This window comes from Cedecea sp. (assembly GCF_036500665.1).
In the GTDB taxonomy this organism is placed as follows: Bacteria; Pseudomonadota; Gammaproteobacteria; order Enterobacterales; family Enterobacteriaceae; genus Cedecea.
This window is the reverse complement of the sequence record NZ_DASYBS010000141.1, coordinates 78,543-101,299: the sequence shown is the minus strand read 5'-3', so window position 1 is coordinate 101,299 and position 22,757 is coordinate 78,543. Positions and strand designations below refer to the sequence as shown.

General features: G+C 54.9%; 21 protein-coding genes. 11 read left to right on the top strand and 10 right to left on the bottom strand.

The window, feature by feature from the left end:
• From VGM55_RS23005 to parE, 4 genes are all read left to right on the top strand, one after another.
• On the top strand, positions 1–426 hold the full coding sequence (locus tag VGM55_RS23005) for a DUF1249 family protein (protein ID WP_154189369.1): 426 nt from the start codon (positions 1–3) through the stop codon (positions 424–426).
• A gap of 143 nt (positions 427–569) precedes the next feature.
• The gene (cpdA, locus tag VGM55_RS23000) at positions 570–1,397 is read left to right on the top strand and encodes a 3',5'-cyclic-AMP phosphodiesterase (RefSeq protein ID WP_331636834.1); all 828 of its coding nucleotides are present in this window, start codon (positions 570–572) and stop codon (positions 1,395–1,397) included.
• Complete coding sequence (gene yqiA, locus VGM55_RS22995; RefSeq protein WP_154189371.1) at positions 1,397–1,972, top strand: esterase YqiA; 576 nt, start codon at positions 1,397–1,399, stop codon at positions 1,970–1,972. The genes cpdA and yqiA overlap by 1 nt, the downstream gene beginning before the upstream one ends.
• A 45-nt stretch (positions 1,973–2,017) precedes the next feature.
• Positions 2,018–3,910 carry a DNA topoisomerase IV subunit B gene (parE, locus tag VGM55_RS22990; protein ID WP_154189372.1) on the top strand — a complete coding sequence of 631 codons (1,893 nt, stop codon included), beginning with the start codon at positions 2,018–2,020 and terminating at the stop codon, positions 3,908–3,910.
• 65 nt (positions 3,911–3,975) lie between these two features.
• Here parE and VGM55_RS22985 read toward each other — a convergent pair whose 3' ends face one another.
• The 4 genes from VGM55_RS22985 to qseB form a co-directional block, all read right to left on the bottom strand.
• Positions 3,976–4,293, bottom strand: a complete 318-nt coding sequence (locus tag VGM55_RS22985; protein ID WP_154189373.1) for a putative quinol monooxygenase — start codon at positions 4,291–4,293, stop codon at positions 3,976–3,978.
• A gap of 30 nt (positions 4,294–4,323) precedes the next feature.
• Positions 4,324–4,905, bottom strand: coding sequence for an NAD(P)H-dependent oxidoreductase (locus VGM55_RS22980; protein WP_331636832.1), 582 nt, complete (start codon positions 4,903–4,905; stop codon positions 4,324–4,326).
• A 116-nt stretch (positions 4,906–5,021) separates the two neighbouring features.
• Positions 5,022–6,383 (bottom strand): quorum sensing histidine kinase QseC, encoded by a 1,362-nt coding sequence (gene qseC / locus VGM55_RS22975; protein WP_331636831.1) that lies wholly within the window; start codon positions 6,381–6,383, stop codon positions 5,022–5,024.
• Positions 6,377–7,039: a quorum sensing response regulator transcription factor QseB gene (gene qseB / locus VGM55_RS22970; protein WP_154189376.1), complete on the bottom strand. Its 663-nt coding sequence runs from the start codon at positions 7,037–7,039 to the stop codon at positions 6,377–6,379. Before qseB ends, qseC begins: the two co-directional genes overlap by 7 nt.
• A gap of 191 nt (positions 7,040–7,230) precedes the next feature.
• Between qseB and VGM55_RS22965 the strand changes: the two genes are divergently transcribed.
• From VGM55_RS22965 to VGM55_RS22940, 6 genes are all read left to right on the top strand, one after another.
• On the top strand, positions 7,231–7,632 hold the full coding sequence (locus VGM55_RS22965) for a YgiW/YdeI family stress tolerance OB fold protein (protein ID WP_331636830.1): 402 nt from the start codon (positions 7,231–7,233) through the stop codon (positions 7,630–7,632).
• Positions 7,633–7,778: 146 nt separating this feature from the next.
• The gene (gene parC / locus VGM55_RS22960; protein WP_331636829.1) at positions 7,779–10,049 is read left to right on the top strand and encodes a DNA topoisomerase IV subunit A; all 2,271 of its coding nucleotides are present in this window, start codon (positions 7,779–7,781) and stop codon (positions 10,047–10,049) included.
• 90 nt (positions 10,050–10,139) lie between these two features.
• The gene (locus VGM55_RS22955; RefSeq protein ID WP_154189379.1) at positions 10,140–10,895 is read left to right on the top strand and encodes a 1-acylglycerol-3-phosphate O-acyltransferase; all 756 of its coding nucleotides are present in this window, start codon (positions 10,140–10,142) and stop codon (positions 10,893–10,895) included.
• Positions 10,896–11,115: 220 nt separating this feature from the next.
• Entirely contained in the window at positions 11,116–12,528 is a 1,413-nt protein-coding gene (ftsP, locus tag VGM55_RS22950; RefSeq protein WP_154189380.1) for a cell division protein FtsP, read from the top strand.
• Between the two features lie 150 nt (positions 12,529–12,678).
• A complete protein-coding gene (locus VGM55_RS22945; protein ID WP_331636828.1) occupies positions 12,679–14,847 on the top strand; it encodes a YgiQ family radical SAM protein in 2,169 nt (722 codons plus the stop codon).
• Positions 14,848–14,966: 119 nt separating this feature from the next.
• Positions 14,967–15,629 (top strand): HAD family hydrolase, encoded by a 663-nt coding sequence (locus VGM55_RS22940; RefSeq protein WP_154189382.1) that lies wholly within the window; start codon positions 14,967–14,969, stop codon positions 15,627–15,629.
• A gap of 39 nt (positions 15,630–15,668) precedes the next feature.
• Here VGM55_RS22940 and phnE (VGM55_RS22935) read toward each other — a convergent pair whose 3' ends face one another.
• The 6 genes from phnE (VGM55_RS22935) to yqhD all read right to left on the bottom strand — a co-directional run bounded on the left by phnE (VGM55_RS22935) (position 15,669) and on the right by yqhD (position 21,670).
• Entirely contained in the window at positions 15,669–16,550 is an 882-nt protein-coding gene (phnE, locus tag VGM55_RS22935; protein WP_331636827.1) for a phosphonate ABC transporter, permease protein PhnE, read from the bottom strand.
• Positions 16,547–17,416 (bottom strand): phosphonate ABC transporter, permease protein PhnE, encoded by an 870-nt coding sequence (phnE, locus tag VGM55_RS22930; protein WP_154189384.1) that lies wholly within the window; start codon positions 17,414–17,416, stop codon positions 16,547–16,549. The genes phnE (VGM55_RS22935) and phnE (VGM55_RS22930) overlap by 4 nt, the downstream gene beginning before the upstream one ends.
• Positions 17,417–17,517: 101 nt before the next feature.
• Positions 17,518–18,459, bottom strand: a complete 942-nt coding sequence (gene phnD, locus VGM55_RS22925; RefSeq protein WP_008460942.1) for a phosphonate ABC transporter substrate-binding protein — start codon at positions 18,457–18,459, stop codon at positions 17,518–17,520.
• A 35-nt stretch (positions 18,460–18,494) separates the two neighbouring features.
• Entirely contained in the window at positions 18,495–19,337 is an 843-nt protein-coding gene (gene phnC / locus VGM55_RS22920) for a phosphonate ABC transporter ATP-binding protein (RefSeq protein ID WP_331636825.1), read from the bottom strand.
• 229 nt (positions 19,338–19,566) lie between these two features.
• Positions 19,567–20,403, bottom strand: a complete 837-nt coding sequence (gene dkgA, locus VGM55_RS22915) for a 2,5-didehydrogluconate reductase DkgA (protein WP_154189386.1) — start codon at positions 20,401–20,403, stop codon at positions 19,567–19,569.
• A gap of 103 nt (positions 20,404–20,506) precedes the next feature.
• A complete protein-coding gene (gene yqhD / locus VGM55_RS22910) occupies positions 20,507–21,670 on the bottom strand; it encodes an alcohol dehydrogenase (RefSeq protein ID WP_331636824.1) in 1,164 nt (387 codons plus the stop codon).
• A 186-nt stretch (positions 21,671–21,856) separates the two neighbouring features.
• Between yqhD and VGM55_RS22905 the strand changes: the two genes are divergently transcribed.
• Positions 21,857–22,744 (top strand): AraC family transcriptional regulator, encoded by an 888-nt coding sequence (locus tag VGM55_RS22905; protein WP_154189388.1) that lies wholly within the window; start codon positions 21,857–21,859, stop codon positions 22,742–22,744.
• Positions 22,745–22,757 lie beyond the last annotated feature (13 nt).

The following is a 22,757-nucleotide window of genomic DNA, read 5'->3' as shown; positions in this document are numbered from 1 at the left end:
ATGAAGCGCTATACCCCTGACTTTCCTGAAATGATGCGTTTGTGCGAAACCAATTTCGCACAGTTGCGCCGCCTGTTGCCGCAGAATGATGCCGCGGGTGAAACGGTAACGTATCAGGTTAATAGCGCCAGATATCGGTTAACCATTTCAGAATCAACCCGTTATACAACGCTGGTGGAAATTGAACAAACGCATCCTACGGTGAGCTACTGGAGCCTGCCGTCGATGTCGGTCAGGTTGTATCATGATGCGATGGTAGCGGAAGTGTGTTCAAGTCAGCAGATCTTTCGCTTCAAAGCGCGTTATGATTATCCGAATAAAAAGTTGCATCAACGCGACGAAAAGCATCAAATTAACCAGTTTCTTGCTGATTGGCTGCGCTATTGCTTAGCGCATGGAGCAATGGCGATTCCGGTTTATACCTAGTTTTTTGGGGACCAGGACGGCTAACGGCACAACGCCCTGAATAATGGATGGTATTGATACCCTAAATAATCCGAGCTGCAGCCAAAATATCGGCAGCTTAAGTGTGGTGGGTAGTAAGTGTGCGTGAAACCTAAGGACACCATTTGGAAAGCCTGTTAACCCTTCCTGTGGCCGATGGGGGCCGAATCAGGATATTGCAAATAACCGATACCCATCTGTTCGCTGGAAAGAACGAAACGCTGCTCGGTATTAATACCTGGAAGAGCTATCAGGCGGTGCTGGCCGCCATCCTCGCCGAACAGCGTACCTGCGATTTACTGGTTGCAACCGGTGATTTGGCTCAGGACCACAGCGTGGAGGCTTATCAGCACTTTGCTGAAGGCATCTCCGGATTTTCTGCACCTTGCGTTTGGCTACCAGGTAACCATGATTTTCAACCGGCGATGTTTGGCGCACTTCAGGAAGCCGGTATCTCGCCAGCAAAGCGAGTCTATATCGGTGAACACTGGCAGGTCCTGCTGCTCGACAGCCGGGTCTTTGGCGTTCCTCACGGTGAGCTGAGCGATTATCAGCTGGAATGGCTCGAGCGCCAGCTTGCCGCTGCGCCTGAGCGCCATACGCTACTTCTGTTGCACCATCATCCACTTCCTGCTGGCTGTAGCTGGCTCGATCAGCACAGCCTGCGTAATGCCGCCGCGCTGGATGCAGTTCTTCGGCCCTGGCCGAAGGTAAAAACCCTGCTTTGCGGGCACATTCATCAGGAACTGGACCTCGACTGGAACGGTCGCAGAATGCTGGCGACGCCTTCGACATGCGTGCAGTTCAAACCGCATTGCGCTAATTTCACACTCGATACTATCGAGCCAGGCTGGCGCTGGCTGGACCTTTACCCTGACGGGAGCCTGACGACCGAAGTTTGCCGGCTGCAAAGCGGTAAATTTAGTCCAGATACGGCTTCTGAGGGGTATTAATGCCGGCGTTACTTTATTTGCACGGGTTTAACAGCTCCCCAGCCTCCGCTAAGGCAACCTGCTTTCAGGCATGGCTTGCACAGCATCATCCGCAAATTGAGATGATCATTCCTCAGTTGCCCCCTTATCCGGCCGACGCTACTGAATTACTGGAATCGCTGGTTATGGCACGTGGCGGTGAGCCGCTCGGCATTGTGGGTTCTTCGCTGGGGGGGTATTACGCGACCTGGCTTTCGCAGTGCTTCACGCTGCCCGCGGTGGTGGTCAACCCAGCCGTGCGCCCCTTTGAGCTACTGGTTGATTATCTCGGCAAGAATGAGAACCCCTACACCGGGCAGCAATATGTGCTAGAGTCACGCCATATTTACGATCTGAAAGTCATGCAGATTGACCCGCTGGAGTCACCAGACCTGATTTGGTTACTGCAACAGACGGGCGATGAGGTGCTTGATTACCGCCAGGCCGTAGCCTACTACGCGCTCTGCCGCCAGACGGTGGTTCCCGGTGGCAATCACGCCTTTATGGGCTTCGAAGATTATTTCACACAGATTGTCGACTTCCTCGGCTTGCGCTGAGGCCTGACGGCCGATTTCCTGTTTTGCTATCTGAATGAATAAACCATGACGCAATCCTATAATGCCGATGATATAGAGGTGCTCACCGGGCTTGAGCCAGTTCGCCGCCGCCCGGGAATGTACACCGACACCACTCGTCCTAACCATTTAGGGCAGGAAGTCATTGATAACAGCGTGGACGAGGCGCTGGCAGGTCACGCTAAGCGCGTGGATGTCATCCTCCACGCCGATCAATCTCTGGAAGTGATTGATGACGGGCGCGGGATGCCTGTTGATATCCATTCCGAAGAGAAGGTGCCGGCCATTGAGCTGATCCTTTGCCGCCTGCATGCAGGGGGTAAATTCTCCAATAAAAACTACCAGTTTTCCGGCGGCCTTCACGGCGTAGGGATCTCCGTGGTTAACGCCCTTTCCAAACGCGTTGAAGTGACCGTCCGCCGTGACGCTCAGGTATACAGCATCGCTTTTGAAAATGGCGAGAAGGTGCAGGATCTGGAAGTGATTGGTACCTGCGGTAAGCGCAATACCGGGACCAGCGTTCACTTCTGGCCGGACGAAAGTTTCTTCGATAGCCCGCGTTTTTCGGTCTCGCGCCTTAGCCATTTGCTGAAAGCGAAAGCCGTGCTGTGCCCTGGGGTAGAAATTACCTTTACCGATAAAGTGAATAACACCGAGCAGCGCTGGTGCTATCAGGATGGTCTGAACGATTATCTGTGCGAAGCGGTAAATGGCCTGATTACGCTGCCGGAAGCGCCGTTTATCGGCAATTTCTCGGGGGATACCGAGGCGGTTGACTGGGCGTTGCTCTGGCTGCCGGAAGGCGGTGAGCTACTGACGGAAAGCTATGTAAACCTGATCCCGACCATGCAGGGCGGTACGCATGTCAACGGTCTGCGTCAGGGGCTGCTCGATGCGATGCGCGAATTCTGCGAATACCGCAATATTCTGCCGCGCGGCGTGAAGCTCTCTGCTGAGGATATCTGGGAGCGCTGTGCCTACGTGCTGTCGGTCAAAATGCAGGATCCTCAGTTTGCTGGCCAAACCAAAGAGCGTCTCTCTTCGCGTCAGTGTGCGGCATTTGTCTCCGGCGTGGTAAAGGATGCTTTCAGCCTGTGGCTTAATCAGAACGTGCAGGCGGCAGAACAGCTGGCTGAGCTGGCTATTTCCAGTGCCCAGCGCCGTATGCGCGCCGCGAAGAAGGTGGTGCGCAAGAAGCTAACCAGCGGCCCGGCGTTACCAGGCAAACTGGCGGACTGTAGCGCGCAGGATTTGAGCCGCACTGAACTTTTCCTGGTGGAAGGGGACTCGGCGGGTGGCTCCGCGAAGCAGGCTCGTGACCGTGAATATCAGGCGATCATGCCGCTAAAAGGTAAGATCCTGAACACATGGGAAGTTTCCTCTGACGAAGTGCTGGCCTCGCAGGAAGTTCACGACATCTCCGTGGCGATCGGTATCGATCCTGACAGCGAAGATCTGAGCCAGCTGCGCTACGGTAAGATCTGTATTCTCGCGGATGCGGACTCTGATGGTTTGCATATTGCCACGCTGCTGTGCGCGCTGTTTGTTCGCCACTTCAGGTCGTTAGTAAAAGGCGGTCACGTTTATGTGGCTATGCCGCCGCTCTACCGCATCGATCTGGGTAAAGAGGTTTATTACGCGCTGGATGAAGAAGAAAAAGCGGGCGTGCTGGAACAGCTTAAACGCAAGAAAGGTAAGCCAAACGTGCAGCGCTTTAAGGGGCTGGGTGAGATGAACCCGCTTCAGCTGCGTGAAACTACGCTCGATCCGAATACTCGCCGTCTTGTGCAGCTGACCATCAGCGATGAAGACGATCAGCGTACGCTGGCGACCATGGACATGCTGCTTGCCAAGAAACGTTCAGAAGACCGTCGTAACTGGCTGCAGGAAAAAGGCGATATGGCCGATATCGAGGGTTGATTACCTTTGCCCCAAACGTAAAAGGGATGGCTAAGGCCATCCCTTTTTTCATGCCAGGAAGTCTGTTACTTCACGGCTTCTTCAAGAATGCGGATATGAACTTCCAGCACATCTTCTTTCACGCGAGCGCCGTGCTCTTTCATGTGCGTCGTCTGGAGGTGGGCTTCCAGGTGCGCAACGCTTTCCCATTTTTCCAGCATGAAAATGGAATCCGGAGCGGTGGTCTGGAACGCGACCTGCGCGTTGTGATCCACCAGCGGCGCGTAGCCGTGGCAACCTTCTTCCTGCAATACGGTTGGAATAATCTTCTCAAACGCAGCGATCACTGCCTGGCGATGGTGTGAACCAGGACGAGTGCGAATTTCTGCAATCACTGTCAGCATGACTAACTCCTTATGTTGTCCGGCCAACAGTTAAGCAAAAATCTCTGTCAGATGCTTGCGATATTCTGCGACATAATGTGGCACGTTGGGTTCTTTAATTACATCGTTAGCAATAAAGGTCGGCAGCCCTTCCATACCCAGGAACTGGTTAGCTTTGTGGAACGGCAGATAAACGCCATCTACGCCAACCCCATGGAAGAACTGCTCTTTGTCGGTGAAGGCTTCTAAAGGTGCGTTCCATGTCAGGGAGAGCATGTAGGTTTTACCCTGAATCAAGCCGCCGGAGCCATACTTTTTAGCGGCATCTGAACGGGTACGGCCGTCGCTTGCGTACAGGGAGCCGTGGCCTTCGGTGAACACATCGTCGATGTATTTTTTGACCGTCCACGGGGCACCCATCCACCAGCCCGGCATTTGCCAGATGATGCTGTCAGCCCAGAGGAACTTTTCAACTTCCGCTTTGACGTCGTATTCGCTGTCCGCGCGGGTCACCTGAACATCATGCCCGAGGTCGCGCAAATAGCTTTCCGCGACTTCAGTCAGGGTGTCATTAAGTTGGCCGTTGGAGTGACCGAATTTTTTACCGCCGTTGATAATCAGGATATTGCTCATCGTTAGCCCTTAAATAATTACGTTTGACAACCATTGTAATGAGATCGTCATCACGAAAAAATGGCTAAAATGTGCAAAGACTTTTGCTGTACAAGCAATAATCTGATGTGAACAGCTCACGACCAGCGGATGCAAACGCTGAAACCACCGCCCTCAGCATTACCGAAAGATGCCTGCATACCATGCAAGGCGGCAATCCGGCTCACTATGGATAACCCAAGGCCACTGCCGGTTTTTAGCTGCCCGGGAGGGCGGAAGAAACGCTCACCGAGTGACGGCAGGTACTCAGGATTGACGCCTGGACCGTTATCGATAATCTCCAGCGCATGTTCGCGTAAAACGACCTGTACAATGCTGCCAGCGGGGCTATAGCGGACGGCATTATCCAAAATGTTACGCAGCATCAGCCCAAGCAAGAGCGGCTGGCCACGGCGAATAACCGGCTGCTCCTGCATTTGCAGCCGAATGTCGACGCGCTCGCGTTGAGCGGCGTGCCAGGCTTCCATCACGCTTTCCTGAAGCAGCGCCTGCAGTGAGACTTCCTGCACATCATTGAGCCCGGCCAGGGAATCCAGGCGTGAAAGCGTCAGCAGCTGCTCAACAAGGCGAGAAGCGCGGTCAATACCCTGATGAAGGTGATCAAGGGCCTGTTCCCTGACCTGAGCGTCATTTTCTGCCAGTTGGGCTACCTCTGCCTGCACCTTCAGAGCCGCGAGTGGGCTGCGGAGTTCGTGTGCGGCATCGGACGTAAAGCGGCGTTCGCGCTGCATAAATGCGTTAGTGCGTTCAAACAGCTGGTTTAATGCTTCGACTAACGGCCTCACTTCAAGGGGCAGGGGTTGCGTCTCCAGGCTGCTGTTATCGCCGGGAGGACGACGCTGTAGCTTCAACGCCAGCTTGCGCAGGGGGGCAAGTTCGGCACTGACCAGCCAAATCAATAACACCAGCATTAACGGCAGCGCGATTAGCCACGGGGTTAACTGCGCAGAAACAATGTCCAGCGCCATATCGTTTCTGTAGTCCCATTCCTGGCCGACAACAATTCGGAAACGGCCATCCGGCGTTGTCAGCCAGACCAGCCGCCACACGTCGTCATCTTGCTCAAGTTGCCCATCAACAAACCCGTCTCTATGCCAGGAGTAAGTCAGCCCCTTACCGCTATCGCCATCATTGAGTACAAGCCTGCCGTCTGCGGTAAAAATGGCAAAGGCGAGCGTGTCATCATCAAGCTTACCGCGATGTTTTTTTAGCATGTTTTTACTGCGAGGAAGCTGTGATTCAGCGTTTGGCATGGTGTCAAAATCCAGCACGCTTAACCGCTTGGCAAACAGCAGCTGCTGTGTGTCAAAAAGCTTGTTGAGTGATTTACGCGCTTCGTACCACGCGGCGGTGCTGGCAAAGGCAGCAGCAGCAAGGGTAAGCACGATAAAGCCCACGGTCAGGCGTGTACGCAGGCTTTTGGTCAACGTCCTCAGCATGAATCACCTAACGTATAGCCGATACCATGTACGGTACGAATAAAGCCGCTGCCCAGTTTTTTACGCAGGTGATGGATGTGCACTTCAAGCGCATTGCGCGACACGTCATCGTCCCAGTTGTATATTTTTTCTTCAATTAATGTGCGGGGGAGCACGCGACCGGCGTTACGCATCAGCAGTTCCAGCAGGGCAAACTCCTTGGGTTTTAGCTGTAGAGGTTCGCCGCTGAGCGAAACGGTGAGGTTAGCCGGGGAGAGCACGACATTCCCATGGGTGAGTTCAGGCTGTGCGTGGCCGTGTGCGCGGCGTATGAGTACCTGCAGCCGGACGGCCACTTCGGTAAGCGCAAAAGGTTTGCAAAGATAGTCGTCCGCACCAAGCTGGAGCCCTTCAATGCGTTCGTCCAGCGAATCTCTGGCGGTTAATACCAATACAGGCTCACTATGACCCTTTTTACGCCATGTTCTCAGAATGTCCAGGCCATCCATGCCCGGCAGGCTTAAATCCAATACCACGGCATCATAAGGCGCCTGGCCGAGCGCGACGCTTCCTTGTTTTCCCTCGCTAAACCAGTCAACTGCAAACCCCATCTTGATCAGCCCGGCTTTAATACCGTCACCTATCAGCGGGTCATCCTCAATTAATAGTATGCGCATGGCGAACTCCTTGTTGCTGCCGTTAAGGTGTGAAGTAAATACCTGAACCCCTTACGTGTACAGCAGAAAAGCCCGTACCTCCGGCAAGGACCGCAAATTCGCAATAAAAAGAGCGTCGACAGCAGGGATTAAGATCCCGCTAAGATTTGGGCGCTTTAATAGGGGCTAAGAAACGAAAGGAGAATAACATTATGAAAAAGACCGCAGCTTTGTTCGCTATTATTGCTTTAACTTCCGCCCCTCTTTTTGCCGCGCAAACGGGGGGTTTTGTTGACTCGAATGCGGCTGTACAAACTCAGCCGGTACAGCAGGGCGGCTTTGTTGGCCCAACGGGCAGTAAAACCACGGTGAAGCAGGCAAAAACATTCTCCGATGACACCTGGGTAACGCTGACCGGCAAAATCGAACAGCGCATTGGTGGCGATGACTACATTTTCCGTGACGCGACCGACAGCATCAATGTGGACATTGACCACAAGCGCTGGAACGGCCAGACGGTCACCCCGCAGGATACCGTCGAAATTCAGGGTAAAGTTGATAAAGACTGGAACTCGGTCGAAATCGACGTTAAGCAAATTAGCAAACTGAAGTAATGTAGAAATGCGGCTAGCCTTCCCGGGCAGCCGCTGCGCATAAAGCTATTCATCTCTATGACTCAATAGGCCAGATAAGGTACTATCGGCGGCAATTACGCCGATTGTGGCCACAATCGGCTCGTCAGTTTGAGGATGAATGAGCAATGAGTGATTTGACTCATGATGGTGCTGAGCGTCTTGCGCTGCACGAATTCACGGAAAATGCGTATCTCAACTATTCCATGTACGTCATCATGGACCGCGCCCTGCCGTTTATCGGCGACGGGCTTAAGCCGGTTCAGCGTCGAATTGTATACGCGATGTCTGAGCTGGGGCTAAGCGCCAGCGCAAAGTTCAAGAAATCCGCGCGTACCGTGGGTGATGTTCTGGGTAAATACCATCCGCACGGTGATAGCGCTTGCTACGAAGCTATGGTGCTGATGGCGCAGCCGTTTTCTTACCGTTATCCGCTGGTGGACGGGCAGGGGAACTGGGGGGCACCGGATGACCCTAAGTCATTTGCCGCGATGCGTTATACCGAATCTCGCCTGTCGAAATACGCGGAGCTGCTGCTCGGGGAACTCGGTCAGGGAACGGTAGATTACGTCCCGAACTTTGACGGTACGCTGCAGGAACCGAAGATGCTGCCTGCGCGTTTACCGAACATCCTGCTTAACGGGACAACCGGGATCGCCGTGGGTATGGCAACCGACATTCCTCCGCATAACCTGCGTGAGGTTGCCCAGGCCGCCATTACGCTCATTGACCAGCCTAACACTACGCTCGACAGCCTGCTGGACATCGTTCACGGCCCGGACTATCCGACCGAGGCTGAGATCATTACGCCGCGGGAAGACATCCGTAAAATTTACCAGAACGGGCGCGGCTCAGTCCGCATGCGTGCGGTATGGCGTAAAGAAGACGGTGATGTCGTGATTACCGCATTGCCTCACCAGGTGTCAGGTGCTCGCGTGCTTGAGCAGATTGCTAACCAGATGCGCGCTAAAAAACTGCCGATGGTGGAAGACCTGCGCGATGAATCTAACCACGAAAACCCGACACGCCTGGTGATTGTGCCTCGTTCTAACCGCGTGGATGTCGAACAGGTGATGAACCATCTCTTCGCAACCACCGATCTGGAAAAAAGTTACCGCGTTAACCTGAACATGATTGGCCTGGACGGTCGCCCGGCGGTGAAAAACCTGCTGGAGATCCTCAACGAGTGGCTGGTTTACCGCCGTGATACGGTGCGTCGCCGGCTGAGCTATCGCCTGGAAAAAGTCCTCAAGCGCCTGCACATCCTCGATGGTTTGCTGGTGGCATTCCTCAACATCGACGAAGTGATTCATATCATTCGCAGTGAGGATGAACCGAAGCCCGTACTGATGTCCCGTTTTGATATCAGCGAAACGCAGGCTGAAGCGATCCTTGAGCTGAAGTTACGTCATCTCGCCAAGCTTGAAGAGATGAAGATCCGCGGCGAGCAGAGCGAGCTGGAAAAAGAGCGCGATCGGCTGCAGGGGATCCTCGCTTCCGAGCGTAAAATGAACGCCCTGCTGAAGAAAGAGCTGCAGTCCGACGCTGATACCTACGGCGACGAGCGTCGTTCGCCGCTGCGTGAGCGCGCTGAAGCTAAAGCGATGAGCGAACACGATATGGTGCCGTCTGAGCCGGTCACTATTGTACTGTCGCAAATGGGCTGGGTACGCAGTGCAAAAGGCCATGATATTGATGCACCAGGCCTGAATTATAAAGCGGGTGACAGCTATCTTGGGTCTGCAAAAGGCAAGAGCAATCAGCCGGTGGCGTTTATCGACTCCACGGGCAGGAGCTATGCATTAGATCCTATTACCCTACCTTCCGCTCGTGGGCAGGGCGAACCCTTAACCGGCAAGCTTACGCCACCGCCGGGCGCGACCGTTGACTACGTTCTGATGGCTGCGGATGAGCAGAAATTGCTCATGGCCTCTGATGCTGGCTATGGTTTCGTTTGCACCTTTAATGATGTCGTGTCCCGCAACCGCGCAGGCAAGGCGCTCATCTCCTTACCGGATAACGCGCGCGTACTCCCACCGCTGGAAATCCATAGTACGGACGACATGCTACTGGCTATCACCGCTGCCGGGCGTATGCTGATGTTCCCGGTGAGTGATTTGCCTGAGCTGTCAAAAGGTAAGGGCAATAAGATTATCTCTATCCCGGCAGCAGAAGCGGCTAAGGGTGAAGATAAGCTGGCTCATCTGTTTATCTTGCCACCGCAAAGTACGCTGACGCTGCACGTCGGTAAACGCAAAATTAAGCTGCGCCCTGAAGAGCTGCAGAAAATTACCGGTGAGCGCGGCCGCCGTGGGACGCTTATGCGTGGCCTGCAGCGTATTGACCGCGTAGACGTTGACTCCCCTGCGCGAGCCGGCGCTGGAGACAGCGAAGAATAATCCGGGGTACGGCGGCGTCTTTGCCGCCGTCCGGTGTGTTTTACGCTAAAGCCGGTATACTTATCAACGGCTTCGGCTCAAGAGGTAGTTATGTTAGCGATCGTACGTTTTATTATTGTCGTTATTTATTGCATCCTCGTATGCATCTTTGGTTCGATCTATTGTCTGTTTAGCCCGCGTAATCCGCGTCATGTAGCAACCTTTGGTCATCTTTTCGGGCGTCTGGCACCGGTATTTGGCCTGAAGGTAGAAACTCGTTTACCTGCCGGAGCAGAAAATCACCCTACTGCGATCTACATCGGTAACCATCAGAACAACTACGATATGGTAACGGCCGCAAATATCGTACAGCCGCCAACGGTGACGGTAGGGAAAAAAAGCCTGGTATGGATCCCGTTCTTTGGTCAGCTTTACTGGCTGACGGGCAACCTGCTCATTGACCGGGACAACCGGGCTAAAGCTCACGGCACTATCTCTCAGGTTGTCGATCAGATTCGCAAACGTAATGTTTCTATCTGGATGTTTCCTGAGGGCACCCGCAGCCGTGGTCGCGGTCTGTTGCCGTTTAAAACCGGAGCGTTTCATGCGGCGATCGCTGCTGGCGTGCCGATTATTCCGGTGTGCGTATCCAATACCAGTAATAAAATTAAGCTGAACCGCTGGAACAACGGTTTAGTGATTGTCGAAATGCTGCCGCCTGTTGATATCAGCGCGTACGGGAAAGATCAGGTGCGTAAGCTGGCCACTGACTGTCGTGAGCTGATGATGGCGAAAATCGACGAATTAAATCAAGAAGTCGCCGCGCGTGAAGCCGCTGGTAAAAGTGAAAAAAATCAGGCGCGTTAAACGCCCCAGACGGGTGATAAGCCTCAGGCAACCTGGTGAAGTTACAGAGAACCTCAGGAAATAAACCAGGAAAATCAAATTATTGATTTTCGCCAGATAACCACAAAGAGGGAAAAACCACGTTTTTTCCCTCTTTTTCAGCAACTCAGGCGCACTCATCGCCGCCTTTGGCGGTACGGTTTGTACCGCCTTTCGTTATTCAGTTTTACATGGAGCAATTATGTCACTCAGTCGGCGTCAGTTTATTCAGGCATCCGGAGCTGCGCTTTGTGCTGGCTCGGTGCCGCTGAGGGCAAACGCGGCAGGACAGCAGCAACCTTTACCGGTTCCCCCTCTTCTTGAATCTCGCCGCGGTCAGCCGTTATTTCTGACGTTACAGCGCGCACACTGGTCATTTTCCGGCGGCGCGAAGGCACCCGTTTGGGGACTTAACGGGCGTTACATGGGGCCAACCGTTCGCGTCTGGAGCGGTGATGATGTGAAGATGATTTACAGCAACCGCCTGCAAGAAAACGTTGCAATGACCATTGCCGGCCTGCAGGTACCGGGGCCGCTGATCGGTGGGGCAGCCCGCATGATGTCGCCTAACGTGGACTGGGCACCCGTGCTGCCCATTCGCCAACGAGCCGCAACGCTTTGGTATCACGCCAATACGCCGAACCGTACCGCCAGGCAGGTTTACAACGGTCTTGCAGGTATGTGGCTGATTGAGGATGAGGTGAGCAAGTCGCTGCCGATTCCTAATCATTATGGCGTGGACGATTTCCCGATTATTATCCAGGACAAGCGGCTCGATAACTTTGGTGCCCCGGAGTACCAGGAGCCAGGCAGCGGTGGTTTTGTTGGCGATACGCTGCTGGTGAATGGGGTGCAAAGTCCGTACGTTGAGGTTTCTCGTGGTTGGGTGCGCCTGCGGCTGCTGAACGCATCAAACTCGCGCCGCTATCAGCTGCAAATGAGCGATGGGCGATCGATAGCCGTGATTTCCAGCGATCAGGGGTTCTTGCCTGCGCCTGTCTCGGTCAAGCAGCTGTCGCTGGCTCCCGGAGAGCGGCGGGAAATTCTTATCGACATGACCGAAGGCAAAGAGGTGTCGATCACCTGTGGTGAAGCCGCAGGGATTATGGATCGGATCCGCGGCTTCTTCGAGCCATCGAGTATTTTAATCTCCACGCTGGTATTAACGCTGCGCCCGACAGGGCTGCTGCCATTGGTCACCGATACGCTGCCAATGCGCCTTCTGCCGGAAGAGATTATTGGCGGTAACCCGACGCGCAGTCGTGAAATCACCCTCGGTGACGATCCCGGTATTAACGGCCAGCTGTGGGATATGAAGCGTATTGATATTCAGACCCAGCAGGGAACCTGGGAGCGCTGGACGGTGCGTGCGGACACGCCGCAGTCTTTCCACATTGAAGGCGTCAGTTTCCTGGTGCGCAACGTCAACGGGGCTTCACCATTTGGGGAAGATCGTGGCTGGAAGGATACCGTGTGGATCGACGGGCAGGTCGAGCTGCTGGTATATTTCGGGCAGCCGTCCTGGGAGCATTTCCCGTTCCTTTACTCCAGCCAGACGCTGGAGCTTGCCGACCGCGGTTCTATCGGTCAGCTGCTGGTTCAGCCCGCGCCGTAGTTTTTACCCTCACCCTACACCGAGTCTTTTCCCCCTCGCCCCTTTGGGGAGAGGGGCATAAAACCCAGAATAACCCTTCAAAAAATACTGCTAATAGGCGTATAATCGCCGCCCTCTTGTTCATTTCTACATCATCTTTTCGGAAAACCTATGAGCGTCAAAAGTCTGATCCAGCCGGATCGAGAACTGTTTTCGTGGCCACAATACTGGGCCGCCTGTTTTGGTCCGGCGCCCTTTTTACCCATGTCCCGCGAGGAGATGGATGAACTCGGCTGGGACAGCTGCGACATCATTCTGGTTACCGGTGATGCCTACGTTGATCATCCGAGCTTCGGGATGGCAATTTGTGGCCGCATGCTGGAGGCGCAGGGCTTCCGGGTTGGCATCATTGCCCAGCCGGACTGGACTTCGAAGCAGGACTTTATGCGTCTCGGTAAGCCGAACCTGTTCTTTGGCGTGACCGCCGGGAACATGGATTCGATGATTAACCGCTATACGGCGGATCGTAAGCTGCGCCACGATGATGCCTATACGCCGGATAATGTGGCTGGTAAGCGTCCGGATCGTGCTTCTCTGGTGTATACCCAGCGTTGCAAAGAGGCGTGGCGTGATGTGCCGGTGATCCTCGGCGGCATTGAGGCCAGCCTGCGCCGCACCGCGCATTACGATTACTGGTCCGATACCGTGCGCCGTTCGATTCTGGTGGATGCTAAAGCGGATATGCTTATCTTTGGTAACGGAGAGCGCCCGCTGGTGGAAGTGGCGCATCGTCTGGCGAACGGTGAGGGGATCGATGAGATTGCCGATGTGCGCAATACCGCCATCATGCGCAAAGAGGCGATGCCCGGCTGGGCAGGTGTAGATTCCACCCGTCTTGATACGCCAGGAAAAATCGATCCGATCCCACATCCTTACGGCGACGATCTCCCCTGTGCCGACGGCAATAAACCAAAAGACCAAAAGGCGGATGAAGCCAAAGCCGTTACCGTGCAGCCACCGCGGCCAAAACCGTGGGAGAAGACCTATGTCCTGCTGCCGTCCTTTGAAAAGGTGAAGGCGGATAAGGTGATGTACGCTCACGCTTCGCGGATCCTGCATCATGAAACCAATCCCGGCTGTGCCAGAGCGCTGATGCAGAAGCACGGCGATCGCTATATCTGGATCAACCCACCGGCGATCCCGCTTTCAACCGAAGAAATGGACAGCGTGTTTGCGCTGCCTTACCAGCGCGTTCCCCATCCTTCCTACGGCAAGGCGCGTATTCCGGCCTACGAGATGATCCGATTTTCGGTGAACATTATGCGTGGCTGCTTCGGCGGCTGCTCTTTTTGCTCCATCACCGAGCATGAAGGCCGCATTATTCAAAGCCGCTCCGAAGATTCCATCATCAGCGAAATCGAAGCCATGCGCGACAGCGTGCCGGGCTTTACCGGCGTGGTATCAGATCTTGGTGGCCCAACGGCCAATATGTATATGCTGCGCTGTAAGTCGCCGCGCGCCGAGCAAACCTGTCGCCGCCTGTCGTGCGTTTACCCGGAAATTTGCCAGCATATGGACACCAACCATCAGCCGACCATCGATCTCTATCGCCGAGCCCGCGATCTTAAGGGCGTGAAGAAGATCCTCATCGCCTCCGGCGTGCGCTACGATCTGGCGGTTGCCGATCCGCGTTACATCAAGGAGTTGGCCACTCATCACGTTGGTGGCTATCTGAAAATTGCCCCTGAACATACCGAAGAGGGGCCGCTGTCGAAGATGATGAAGCCGGGGATGGGCAGTTATCATCGCTTTAAAGAGCTGTTTGATACCTATTCGAAGCAGGCTGGCAAAGAGCAGTATCTGATCCCATACTTTATCTCCGCTCATCCTGGGACGCGCGATGAGGATATGGTGAATCTCGCACTGTGGCTGAAGCAGCATCGTTTCCGCCTCGATCAGGTTCAGAACTTCTATCCGTCGCCGCTGGCTAACTCCACTACCATGTATTACACGGGCAAAAATCCGTTGAGCAAGGTGAACTACAAAAGCGAGGACATCGTCGTGCCTCGCGGTGACCGCCAGCGCCGTCTCCATAAAGCCCTGTTGCGCTACCACGACCCGGCTAACTGGCCGCTGATTCGCGAGGCGCTGGAGGCGATGGGTAAAAAGCACCTGATCGGCGGCAGACGTGAATGCCTGGTGCCTTCCCCGACCCTTGAGGAGATGCGTGAGGCCCGCAGAAGTGCCCGTCACGCCCGCCCGGCGCTGACGAAACATACGCCGCTTGTGCACCAGCGGCGTCCGGCAGCAGCAGGAAAGAGGAAGCCGCTCGGGAAGTAACGGCAGGTTCGATCATGCCGCTGTCATTTTTTTCTGCGACAAAGAGGGAAGGGAATCCTTGTTCGCCGGGCCTTGCGCTAAGCTGCCCGGCGGCTTCTTTGCTGAAATGAGAAATGAACATGTCTAACCCGCTTTACGTTTTTGATCTCGACCACACCCTGATAGACGCCGACTGCAGCACGCTCTGGAGCCGCTTCCTTTCCCGCGAAGGGCTGATAAAAGACGCCGATTATCTGGCTAAAGAGCACAAGCTGATGCTCGACTATCAGCGTGGCGAAATGAACATTCATGAATACGTTGGCGTGACGCTTGCGCCGCTGGCCGGCATGACTATCGCTGATGTAGACACGCTGGTAGCGCGCTGTGTAGAAACCGATATTCTGCCGCTGGTTTACCCGGAGGCGTCGCGCCTGATTGAGCAATTACACGCTCAGGGCCAGCAGATGATGATTATCTCCGCGTCCGTCAGCCTGCTGGTGAAGGCGATTGCGCCACGGCTGGGTATCAAACATGCGATAGGCATCGACCTGGTGACCGGCAACAATGCCTACACCAGCGTGATAAGCGGCGTGCCGAGCTACCAGACCGGTAAAATTACCCGTCTGAAGGAGTGGCAACAGGCGAACCCGGCGTTCAGTGGGGAGCTAACTTTCTATACTGATTCCATCAACGATTTACCGCTGTGCCTTGAGGCCGACCATGTGCTGATGGTCAATCCTTGCCGGAAGCTGGCCGCGCAGGGGGCTCGCTATGGCTGGCAAACGCTGAACTGGTCTTTATGAGATATTGGGGCGCGGTTAAGCCGGGCCCCGTTTTAGACGTCATTGTGGGGAGTACAGCGGTACCGGTTTTCCGGTGATATAGCGGCGGCGCAGCCACGCAGAAATAGCGTCCATCGCCATCACCACGCAAACCAGAATGAGGGTAATAAACATCACCACGTCCCAGTTCCATAGCCGCATGTTTTCGGCGTACACCAGGCCTACACCGCCTGCTCCAACAAAGCCCAGCACTGCCGCCGAGCGGGTGTTAGATTCAATTTGATACAGGCTCAGGGAGAGAAACGCCGGGAACGACTGGGTGAAGATCCCGAAGCGGTGTTTCTGAATGCCCGCCGCGCCCACGGCGGTTAATCCCCGACTCGGAGAGCGCTCTACCGCTTCGTGCCCCTCGGCATACAGCCTGCCCAGCAGCCCGGTATCCTGCATAACAATCGCCAGCACGCCTGCCAGCGGGCCAAGCCCAACCGCGCGTACGAAAATCAGCCCCCAAATTGCCATATCGACACCGCGCAGCAGGTCAAACAGGCGGCGCACCAGCAGCGCGACTATGCGAGCTACCGGGCCCTGCATGATATTGCGGGCGGCAAAGAACGACAGCAGCAGCGCCAGCGCCGTGGCGGTCAGCGTCCCGGCAAAAACAATGGCGAGCGTAATGGCGATTTGCGAGAAGTAATAGGCAAACGGCCAGTTAACAAAGTCATGCCAGACGAACATGCGCAGGAAGTAGCGCCCCAGTTGAACCATACCGCTGAGGATTTGCCCGGAGTCGATGCCGAAGGTGAAGAAGAACCAGACGTAATAGCCGAGAATGGCGGCGGCCAGCAGGCCGATGTGGCGCAGATAGCGCCCCTGCATGCGGTAAAGTTCGCGGTGCTGCTCGCGACTTTTAGCGATATCCGGTGTTGCCTGAGAAATACTCATTTTTTCCCCTCCAGAACCCAGCGGCGCAGCCTGCCGGACAGGACATCGAGGACGGAAACCACCACGATAATTAGCAGCAGCGTGATGCTGACCTGATCGTAGCGATCGAGTTTAATGTTGGTCATCAGCTCCTGCCCGATCCCGCCCGCGCCCACGAGGCCGAGAATGGTGGAGGAGCGGAAGTTAATTTCAAAGCGCATAAAGCTGTAGGACAGGAAGATCGGCTTCACCTGTGGCCACAGGGCAAAGCGTATGCGCTGAATCGGCGTTGCTCCGCAGGCGACAAGCCCGCGCACCGGTTTGTCGGAGGCGCTCTCGATGGCTTCATAAAACAGCTTGGTCAGGCTGCCAATGGTGTGCAGGGCCAGCGCCAGAAACCCCGGAATAGCGCCGATACCAAAGGCCATCACGAACATCACCGCCCACGCCAGCTCCGGCATGGTTCTCAGAAACGCAACCGACGCGCGCACGCCAAAGCGTACGGCAGGCGGCGTCCAGGTATTACCGGCGGCAAGAAAAGCCAACACGGCGGCAATGCAGGTCGAAATCAGCGTCGAAGCCAGCGCCAGCTGCAGCGTTTCCCAAATCAGCGGCAGCTGAATAGGCAGGCGATATCCCCAGTAGGCCAGCGAGCCTTTGGTATGGACGTCGGCCAGCAGAACCGGAAGGTGCAGCGTCGGCAGGGTTTCGAACATGTAGTCGAGGAAGTTTGGCAGTGATTGCCAGATGGTGGTCAGGCTGAACTCAGCGACATGACCGGCGGTAAGATACAAACCTACCAACAGCAGGGACCAAATCAGGGTGTCGCGCTTCTGGCGCATTCTGACCTGGTGATAGTAACGCTCAAATTCCGTATTCAACATCATCACTTAATATCCGGTTTGTTTCCGGTGACGGGTCGCCCCGTCCTGATAAAAAAGCACCCAGGCAGGCCGCCGGGGTGCGATTTTTATGCGACGTTCGGCAATTAGCGAGCGCTAACCAGCTCACGCTTCATGTCGATGATCTGCTGGAAGTCAGCCACTGACGCCGGGCCGATGTGCTGGGTGCCGCCCATCGCCTTCACGAAGCAACCGTGATCTTCTTTATCCAGTTTTTTCACTGCATCTACCACTTTGGCCTTGAAGTCAGCCGGCAGCTTGTTGCTGACCAGAATTGGACCGTTCGGGATCAGTGGTGAAGTCCAGATGATGCGGATCTGCTTCATCAGGTCAGGGTGATCCATACGGATCAGGCGGTTAAACGCCCCGGCGGTGTAGCCGTCGTTATAGTCGCCAACCATTGAAGCCCAGGTCACCGCGCCGGCAAACTGGCCGTTCAGCACGCCCAGGATGTCCTGTTCGTGGCCGCCGGAGAAGGTGACGCTGGAGAAGAAGTTGTTGTACTTGTTGTCCGCAGTGCCGCCGAGTTTCTGTTTGAACTCGTGGTTAGGGATCAGGTAGCCAGAGGTGGAGTCCGGATCCGCGAAGCCGAAGGATTTACCTTTCAGATCTTCGATGGTTTTGTACGGGCTGTCGGCTTTCACGATCACCACAGAATGGTAGCCGCGGGACTGGTCTTTATCGTCAACCGCGATGCCAACGATATCCACCGCTTTCGGGTCGTTCATGTACACCGAAGCGTAGGAAGAAGGGGACATGCTCAGCACCAGGTCGACTTTACCGCCGATCAGGCCCTGAATAACGCCAGAGTAGTCAGAAGAGTTACGCAGTTTAGTGTCGACATTCAGTTCTTTATCCATGAACTGCTTCACACACTGGTTATCACCAATTTGCTGGGTCGCATTCTGCCCGCCGAGGATCCCGAGGTTCAGTTCGCGCGGCTGGTCAGCAGCCATAGCGTGGCCTGCAATCACAAGGCCAGTAATCACTGCAGATAAACGTAATGCGCCAGTCAGTTGCTTTTTCATTATCATTGCCTGTGTTGTATCAATTGGAGAGAGAATTAATGCACTTGATTGATTTCATCGCCGTACAAGAGATGCAGCACGTCGTCCGTTAACATCGACGGATGACCGTCAAACACGATATGTCCTTTTGCAACCCCGATAACGCGGGTGCAGTACTCTTTCACCAGCTCGATGGAATGCAGGTTCACCATCACGCTGATGCCTTGCTCACACACTTCAAGCAGCACTTTCATGATGCGCTGGGTATTTTTCGGGTCGAGGGAAGCTACCGGTTCATCGGCCAGCAAAATGCTTGGGTTTTGCATCAGTGCGCGGCAAATGGCTACGCGCTGCATCTGGCCGCCGGAAAGGTTCTCGGCGCGCTGCAGGGCGTGGGGCAGCATGTTCATCCACTCCAGAAGCGAAATCGCACGGGCGCGATCTGCTTCAGGGAAAACTTTAAACAGGGATTTAAGCGTGGAGGTCTGGCTCAGGCGGCCCAGCAGCACGTTAGTCAGCACGTCCAGTCTTGGCACCAGGCAGAAGTCCTGGAAGATCATGCCGCATTCGGTGCGCCACTGGTTCAGGGCGCGACCGCTGAGTTTAGACACATCGTGCGGCATCCCGACTTCCGGAAAGCTGAGGATCTCGCCCGACGTGGCAGTATGCGTGCCGTTAAGAATATGCAGCAGCGTAGATTTACCCGCGCCAGAGCGGCCAATCACGCCAACCAGCTCACCGGCATGCAGGTCGAAGTTAATGTCGTGCAGCACGGTCTGGTGCGCGTTGTAGGCCTTACTCAGGCTCTTAACGCTCAGTACTTTACGTCCCGGAGCGGGTGCAAACTGCGGCAGAGACTCCAGGTCAGAGTTGGTAACAACGGCAAGGGATCTGTTCATAACCATTCCAAATGAGTGAGCGAAGCTGGCCCTATTTATCGTGGTGTTGTGTGACTTTTTGATTACGGCTAAAAGAACAAATAATGAACGCCGTGAAAATTTACTCAGCGATCATGCTGATGCGCTACTTGCCGGGGAACGGATGAAAAGGCGAGGAGGGAAGGTTAAAATGTGAAAAAGCCACCCGTCACGGCTAGCGTGAAAGGTGGCTTATTTAAAGTTAAATCAACTAGATGGATAGCACGTCGAAAGTATCCGGGTCCGGTCCCAGGCGTTTACTGCTATCGAGCTTCGCTATTTCAGCCAGCTCTTCTTTGTCCAGCCGGAAGTCGAACACGTCGAAGTTTTCCGCAATGCGTGCAGGTGTGACCGATTTAGGGATCACCACGAGGCCGCTGTCCAGATGCCAGCGAATGACCACCTGCGCCGGGGTTTTACCGTATTTATCCGCCAGGTCACGGATAATTTTCTGATCAAATACGCCTTCCCCCCCCTGAGCCAGCGGGCTCCAGGACTCGGTCTGGATCTTGTGCGTTGCGTTCCAGGCATGCAGCTGGCGCTGCTGTAGTAATGGGTGCAGCTCTATCTGATTAATAACCGGGCTGACGCCGGTTTCGTCGATCAGCCGCTGCAGGTGATTAATATTGAAGTTACATACCCCAATGCTTTTCACCAGCCCCTCTTTTTGCAGCTCAATCAGCCCTTTCCAGGCTTCAAGATAGTGATCTTTGCTCGGAACCGGCCAGTGCAGCAGGTAGAGATCGACGTAGTCGAGCTGCAGCTTCTCGAGGCTGTCTTCCAGCGCCTGACGAGGCCGCTGTTGGTCGCTGTTCCACAGTTTGGTGGTAATAAACAGGTCGTCACGCGCAACGCCTGCGCTCTTCAGCGCGGCACCCACGCCGTCCTCATTTTTGTAAGCGGCGGCGGTATCAATGGAGCGGTACCCCACCTCCAGCGCTTTCTCAATGGCGGTCCTGACTTCGTCGTTACTGGCTTGCCAGACGCCGAGTCCAAGCTGCGGCATCACGTTGCCATCCTGGAGCTTGATTAAGGTTGGATGAGTCATACGTACCTCCTTAATAGTGCGAAAAACACCGGGCAAGCCCGGTGTAAGTTTTTTATTAAGTCTAGTCGAAACTCAGGCAATCAAAGCGCTAACCTGGATTCTCTTAGCGAGCCGCCTCGTAAATGCGACGGCTAACGTCCAGCGTGATGTCCTGATGTTCACCCAGCTGAGTCATGCCTTTTTCTTCCAGTTTCACCAGCAGAGCAGGGATAGAGCTGCCGTCCAGGCCGTAGGCGGACAGGCGAGTAGCGGTGCCCATTTTCTCGAAGAAATTGCGGGTTGCTTCAATCGCGGCATCAATACGCTCTTCTTCGCTACCGGAAGTGATATTCCACACGCGCTCTGCGTATTGCAGCAGTTTGGCGTGCTTCTCAGCGCGCTTCTCGTTCATCAGCGAAGGCAGTACTACCGCCAGCGTTTGAGCGTGATCCAGGCCGTGCATCGCGGTCAGTTCGTGGCCCAGCATATGGGTCGCCCAGTCCTGCGGCACGCCGGCACCAATCAGGCCATTCAGCGCCATGGTCGCTGCCCACATCACGTTGGCACGCACATCGTAGTTTTCCGGATCTTTCAGCGCTTTCGGGCCGTCTTCGATAAGCGTCAGCAGAATGCCTTCAGCAAAACGATCCTGCACCTTGGCGTTGACCGGGTAGGTCAGGTACTGCTCGATGGTATGAACGAAAGCGTCCACCACGCCGTTAGCAACCTGTTTAGGCGGCAGAGTGTAGGTGTAAACCGGATCCAGAACCGCAAACACAGGCTGTACGAAGTCAGACATAAACGCCTGTTTGTCGCCGGTAGAGCGGCGGGAAACTACAGCACCTTTGTTGGACTCGGAGCCGGTTGCCGGCAGCGTCAGCACGGAGCCCATTGGGATCGCGCTTTTCACGTCGCTACCGCGGGTCAGCAGAATATTCCATGGGTCGATATCCTGCGGGTAGTGAGCCGCAGCCGCGATAAATTTAGTCCCGTCGAGCACGGAGCCGCCGCCGACTGCCAGCAGGAAAGTGACGTTTTCTTTACGCGCGATTTCCACGGCCTTCATCAGCGTTTCGTAAGACGGATTAGGTTCGATGCCGCCAAACTCCAGCACGTCGAGGCCTTTCAGCGCGTCTTTAACCTGGCCCAGCACGCCGGTTTTAATCACGCTGCCGCCACCGTAGGTCACCAGTACGCGAGCGTCCGCTGGGATCTGGTCACGCAGTTCTGCCAGAGAGCCTTTACCAAACAGGATGCGGGTTGGGGTATGAAGATTGAAGTTATTCATGATGGAGTTCCCGTTCGTTAGATGAGTCACATTGCTAAATCTGATGGCGCTTATTGTGGTCCGCCACCCTGTCTCTCTCAATGCATATTCCTGCCTTTATCTTGCCTGTTTCTCCAAACGGCTGGAGAAACCGCAGGATTCATCGCACACTGTAAGCCGGATAAAAAGCGCCGTGGAGACGTAAGCATGAACCGCCAGGCTATCTGCCAGCAGCTGACGGATAAAATCAATCAGCTGATTTTAAAAGAAAAAAGTGATGTATTTTTTGATGGCGTACGGCTGATGTACGGCACCAAACCGATGGCACGTACCCCGGTAATGTACGAGCCGGGCATTGTTTTTCTCTTTTCTGGCCATAAAACGGGTTATCTCAACGACCGCGTATTCCGCTATGACGCCAACGAATACCTGCTCCTGACGGTACCTTTGCCCTTTGAGTGCGAAACCTTTGCGACTGCCGACGTGCCGCTGGCGGGGATGCGCATTAAAGTGGATATTCAGCAACTGCAGGATCTGCTGATGGATATTGGCGAGGATGACCTGTTCCGGCCCCAGTCCTGCACCGATGGAATCAACTCCGCCGAGCTGTCGGAAGAAATTCTCTGTGCAACCGAGCGGCTGCTGGACGTTTTAGAAAGGCCGCTTGATGCCCGGGTGCTGGGCAAACAGATTATCCGCGAAATCCTTTATCACGTGCTGACGGGGCCAAGCGGTGGCGCACTGTTGGCGCTCGTCAGTCGCCAGACTCATTTTAGTCTTATTAGCCGGGTGCTGCGCCGTATTGAAAATCAGTACACCGAAAATCTGTCGGTAGATCAGCTGGCGGCGGAGGCCAACATGAGCGTCTCGGCGTTCCACCATAACTTTAAATCGGTGACCAGCACCTCGCCACTGCAGTACCTGAAAAGCTATCGCCTGCATAAGGCAAGAATGTTAATGCTGCATGACGGTATGAAGGCAAGTGCGGCGGCCATTCGTGTGGGCTACGAAAGCGCTTCTCAGTTTAGCCGGGAGTTTAAGCGCTATTTTGGCGTGACGCCGGGGGAAGATATGGCGCGGATGCGGGTGATGTAGGGGGGGGATACTA

Excerpts from the sequence above, each read along its gene's own strand:
- qseB (WP_154189376.1), bottom strand. The coding sequence starts at position 7,039 with ATGCGCATACTATTAATTGAGGATGACCCGCTGATAGGTGACGGTATT.
- phnE (WP_154189384.1), bottom strand. The coding sequence starts at position 17,416 with ATGATGTTGAATACGGAATTTGAGCGTTACTATCACCAGGTCAGAATG.
- VGM55_RS22980 (WP_331636832.1), bottom strand. The coding sequence starts at position 4,905 with ATGAGCAATATCCTGATTATCAACGGCGGTAAAAAATTCGGTCACTCC.
- dkgA (WP_154189386.1), bottom strand. The coding sequence starts at position 20,403 with ATGACTCATCCAACCTTAATCAAGCTCCAGGATGGCAACGTGATGCCG.
- VGM55_RS22905 (WP_154189388.1), top strand. The coding sequence starts at position 21,857 with ATGAACCGCCAGGCTATCTGCCAGCAGCTGACGGATAAAATCAATCAG.
- VGM55_RS22945 (WP_331636828.1), top strand. The coding sequence starts at position 12,679 with ATGAGCGTCAAAAGTCTGATCCAGCCGGATCGAGAACTGTTTTCGTGG.
- yqhD (WP_331636824.1), bottom strand. The coding sequence starts at position 21,670 with ATGAATAACTTCAATCTTCATACCCCAACCCGCATCCTGTTTGGTAAA.
- phnE (WP_331636827.1), bottom strand. The coding sequence starts at position 16,550 with ATGAGTATTTCTCAGGCAACACCGGATATCGCTAAAAGTCGCGAGCAG.
- parC (WP_331636829.1), top strand. The coding sequence starts at position 7,779 with ATGAGTGATTTGACTCATGATGGTGCTGAGCGTCTTGCGCTGCACGAA.
- qseC (WP_331636831.1), bottom strand. The coding sequence starts at position 6,383 with ATGCTGAGGACGTTGACCAAAAGCCTGCGTACACGCCTGACCGTGGGC.
- parE (WP_154189372.1), top strand. The coding sequence starts at position 2,018 with ATGACGCAATCCTATAATGCCGATGATATAGAGGTGCTCACCGGGCTT.
- ftsP (WP_154189380.1), top strand. The coding sequence starts at position 11,116 with ATGTCACTCAGTCGGCGTCAGTTTATTCAGGCATCCGGAGCTGCGCTT.
- VGM55_RS22940 (WP_154189382.1), top strand. The coding sequence starts at position 14,967 with ATGTCTAACCCGCTTTACGTTTTTGATCTCGACCACACCCTGATAGAC.
- VGM55_RS22955 (WP_154189379.1), top strand. The coding sequence starts at position 10,140 with ATGTTAGCGATCGTACGTTTTATTATTGTCGTTATTTATTGCATCCTC.
- phnD (WP_008460942.1), bottom strand. The coding sequence starts at position 18,459 with ATGAAAAAGCAACTGACTGGCGCATTACGTTTATCTGCAGTGATTACT.
- VGM55_RS22965 (WP_331636830.1), top strand. The coding sequence starts at position 7,231 with ATGAAAAAGACCGCAGCTTTGTTCGCTATTATTGCTTTAACTTCCGCC.
- yqiA (WP_154189371.1), top strand. The coding sequence starts at position 1,397 with ATGCCGGCGTTACTTTATTTGCACGGGTTTAACAGCTCCCCAGCCTCC.
- VGM55_RS22985 (WP_154189373.1), bottom strand. The coding sequence starts at position 4,293 with ATGCTGACAGTGATTGCAGAAATTCGCACTCGTCCTGGTTCACACCAT.
- VGM55_RS23005 (WP_154189369.1), top strand. The coding sequence starts at position 1 with ATGAAGCGCTATACCCCTGACTTTCCTGAAATGATGCGTTTGTGCGAA.
- phnC (WP_331636825.1), bottom strand. The coding sequence starts at position 19,337 with ATGAACAGATCCCTTGCCGTTGTTACCAACTCTGACCTGGAGTCTCTG.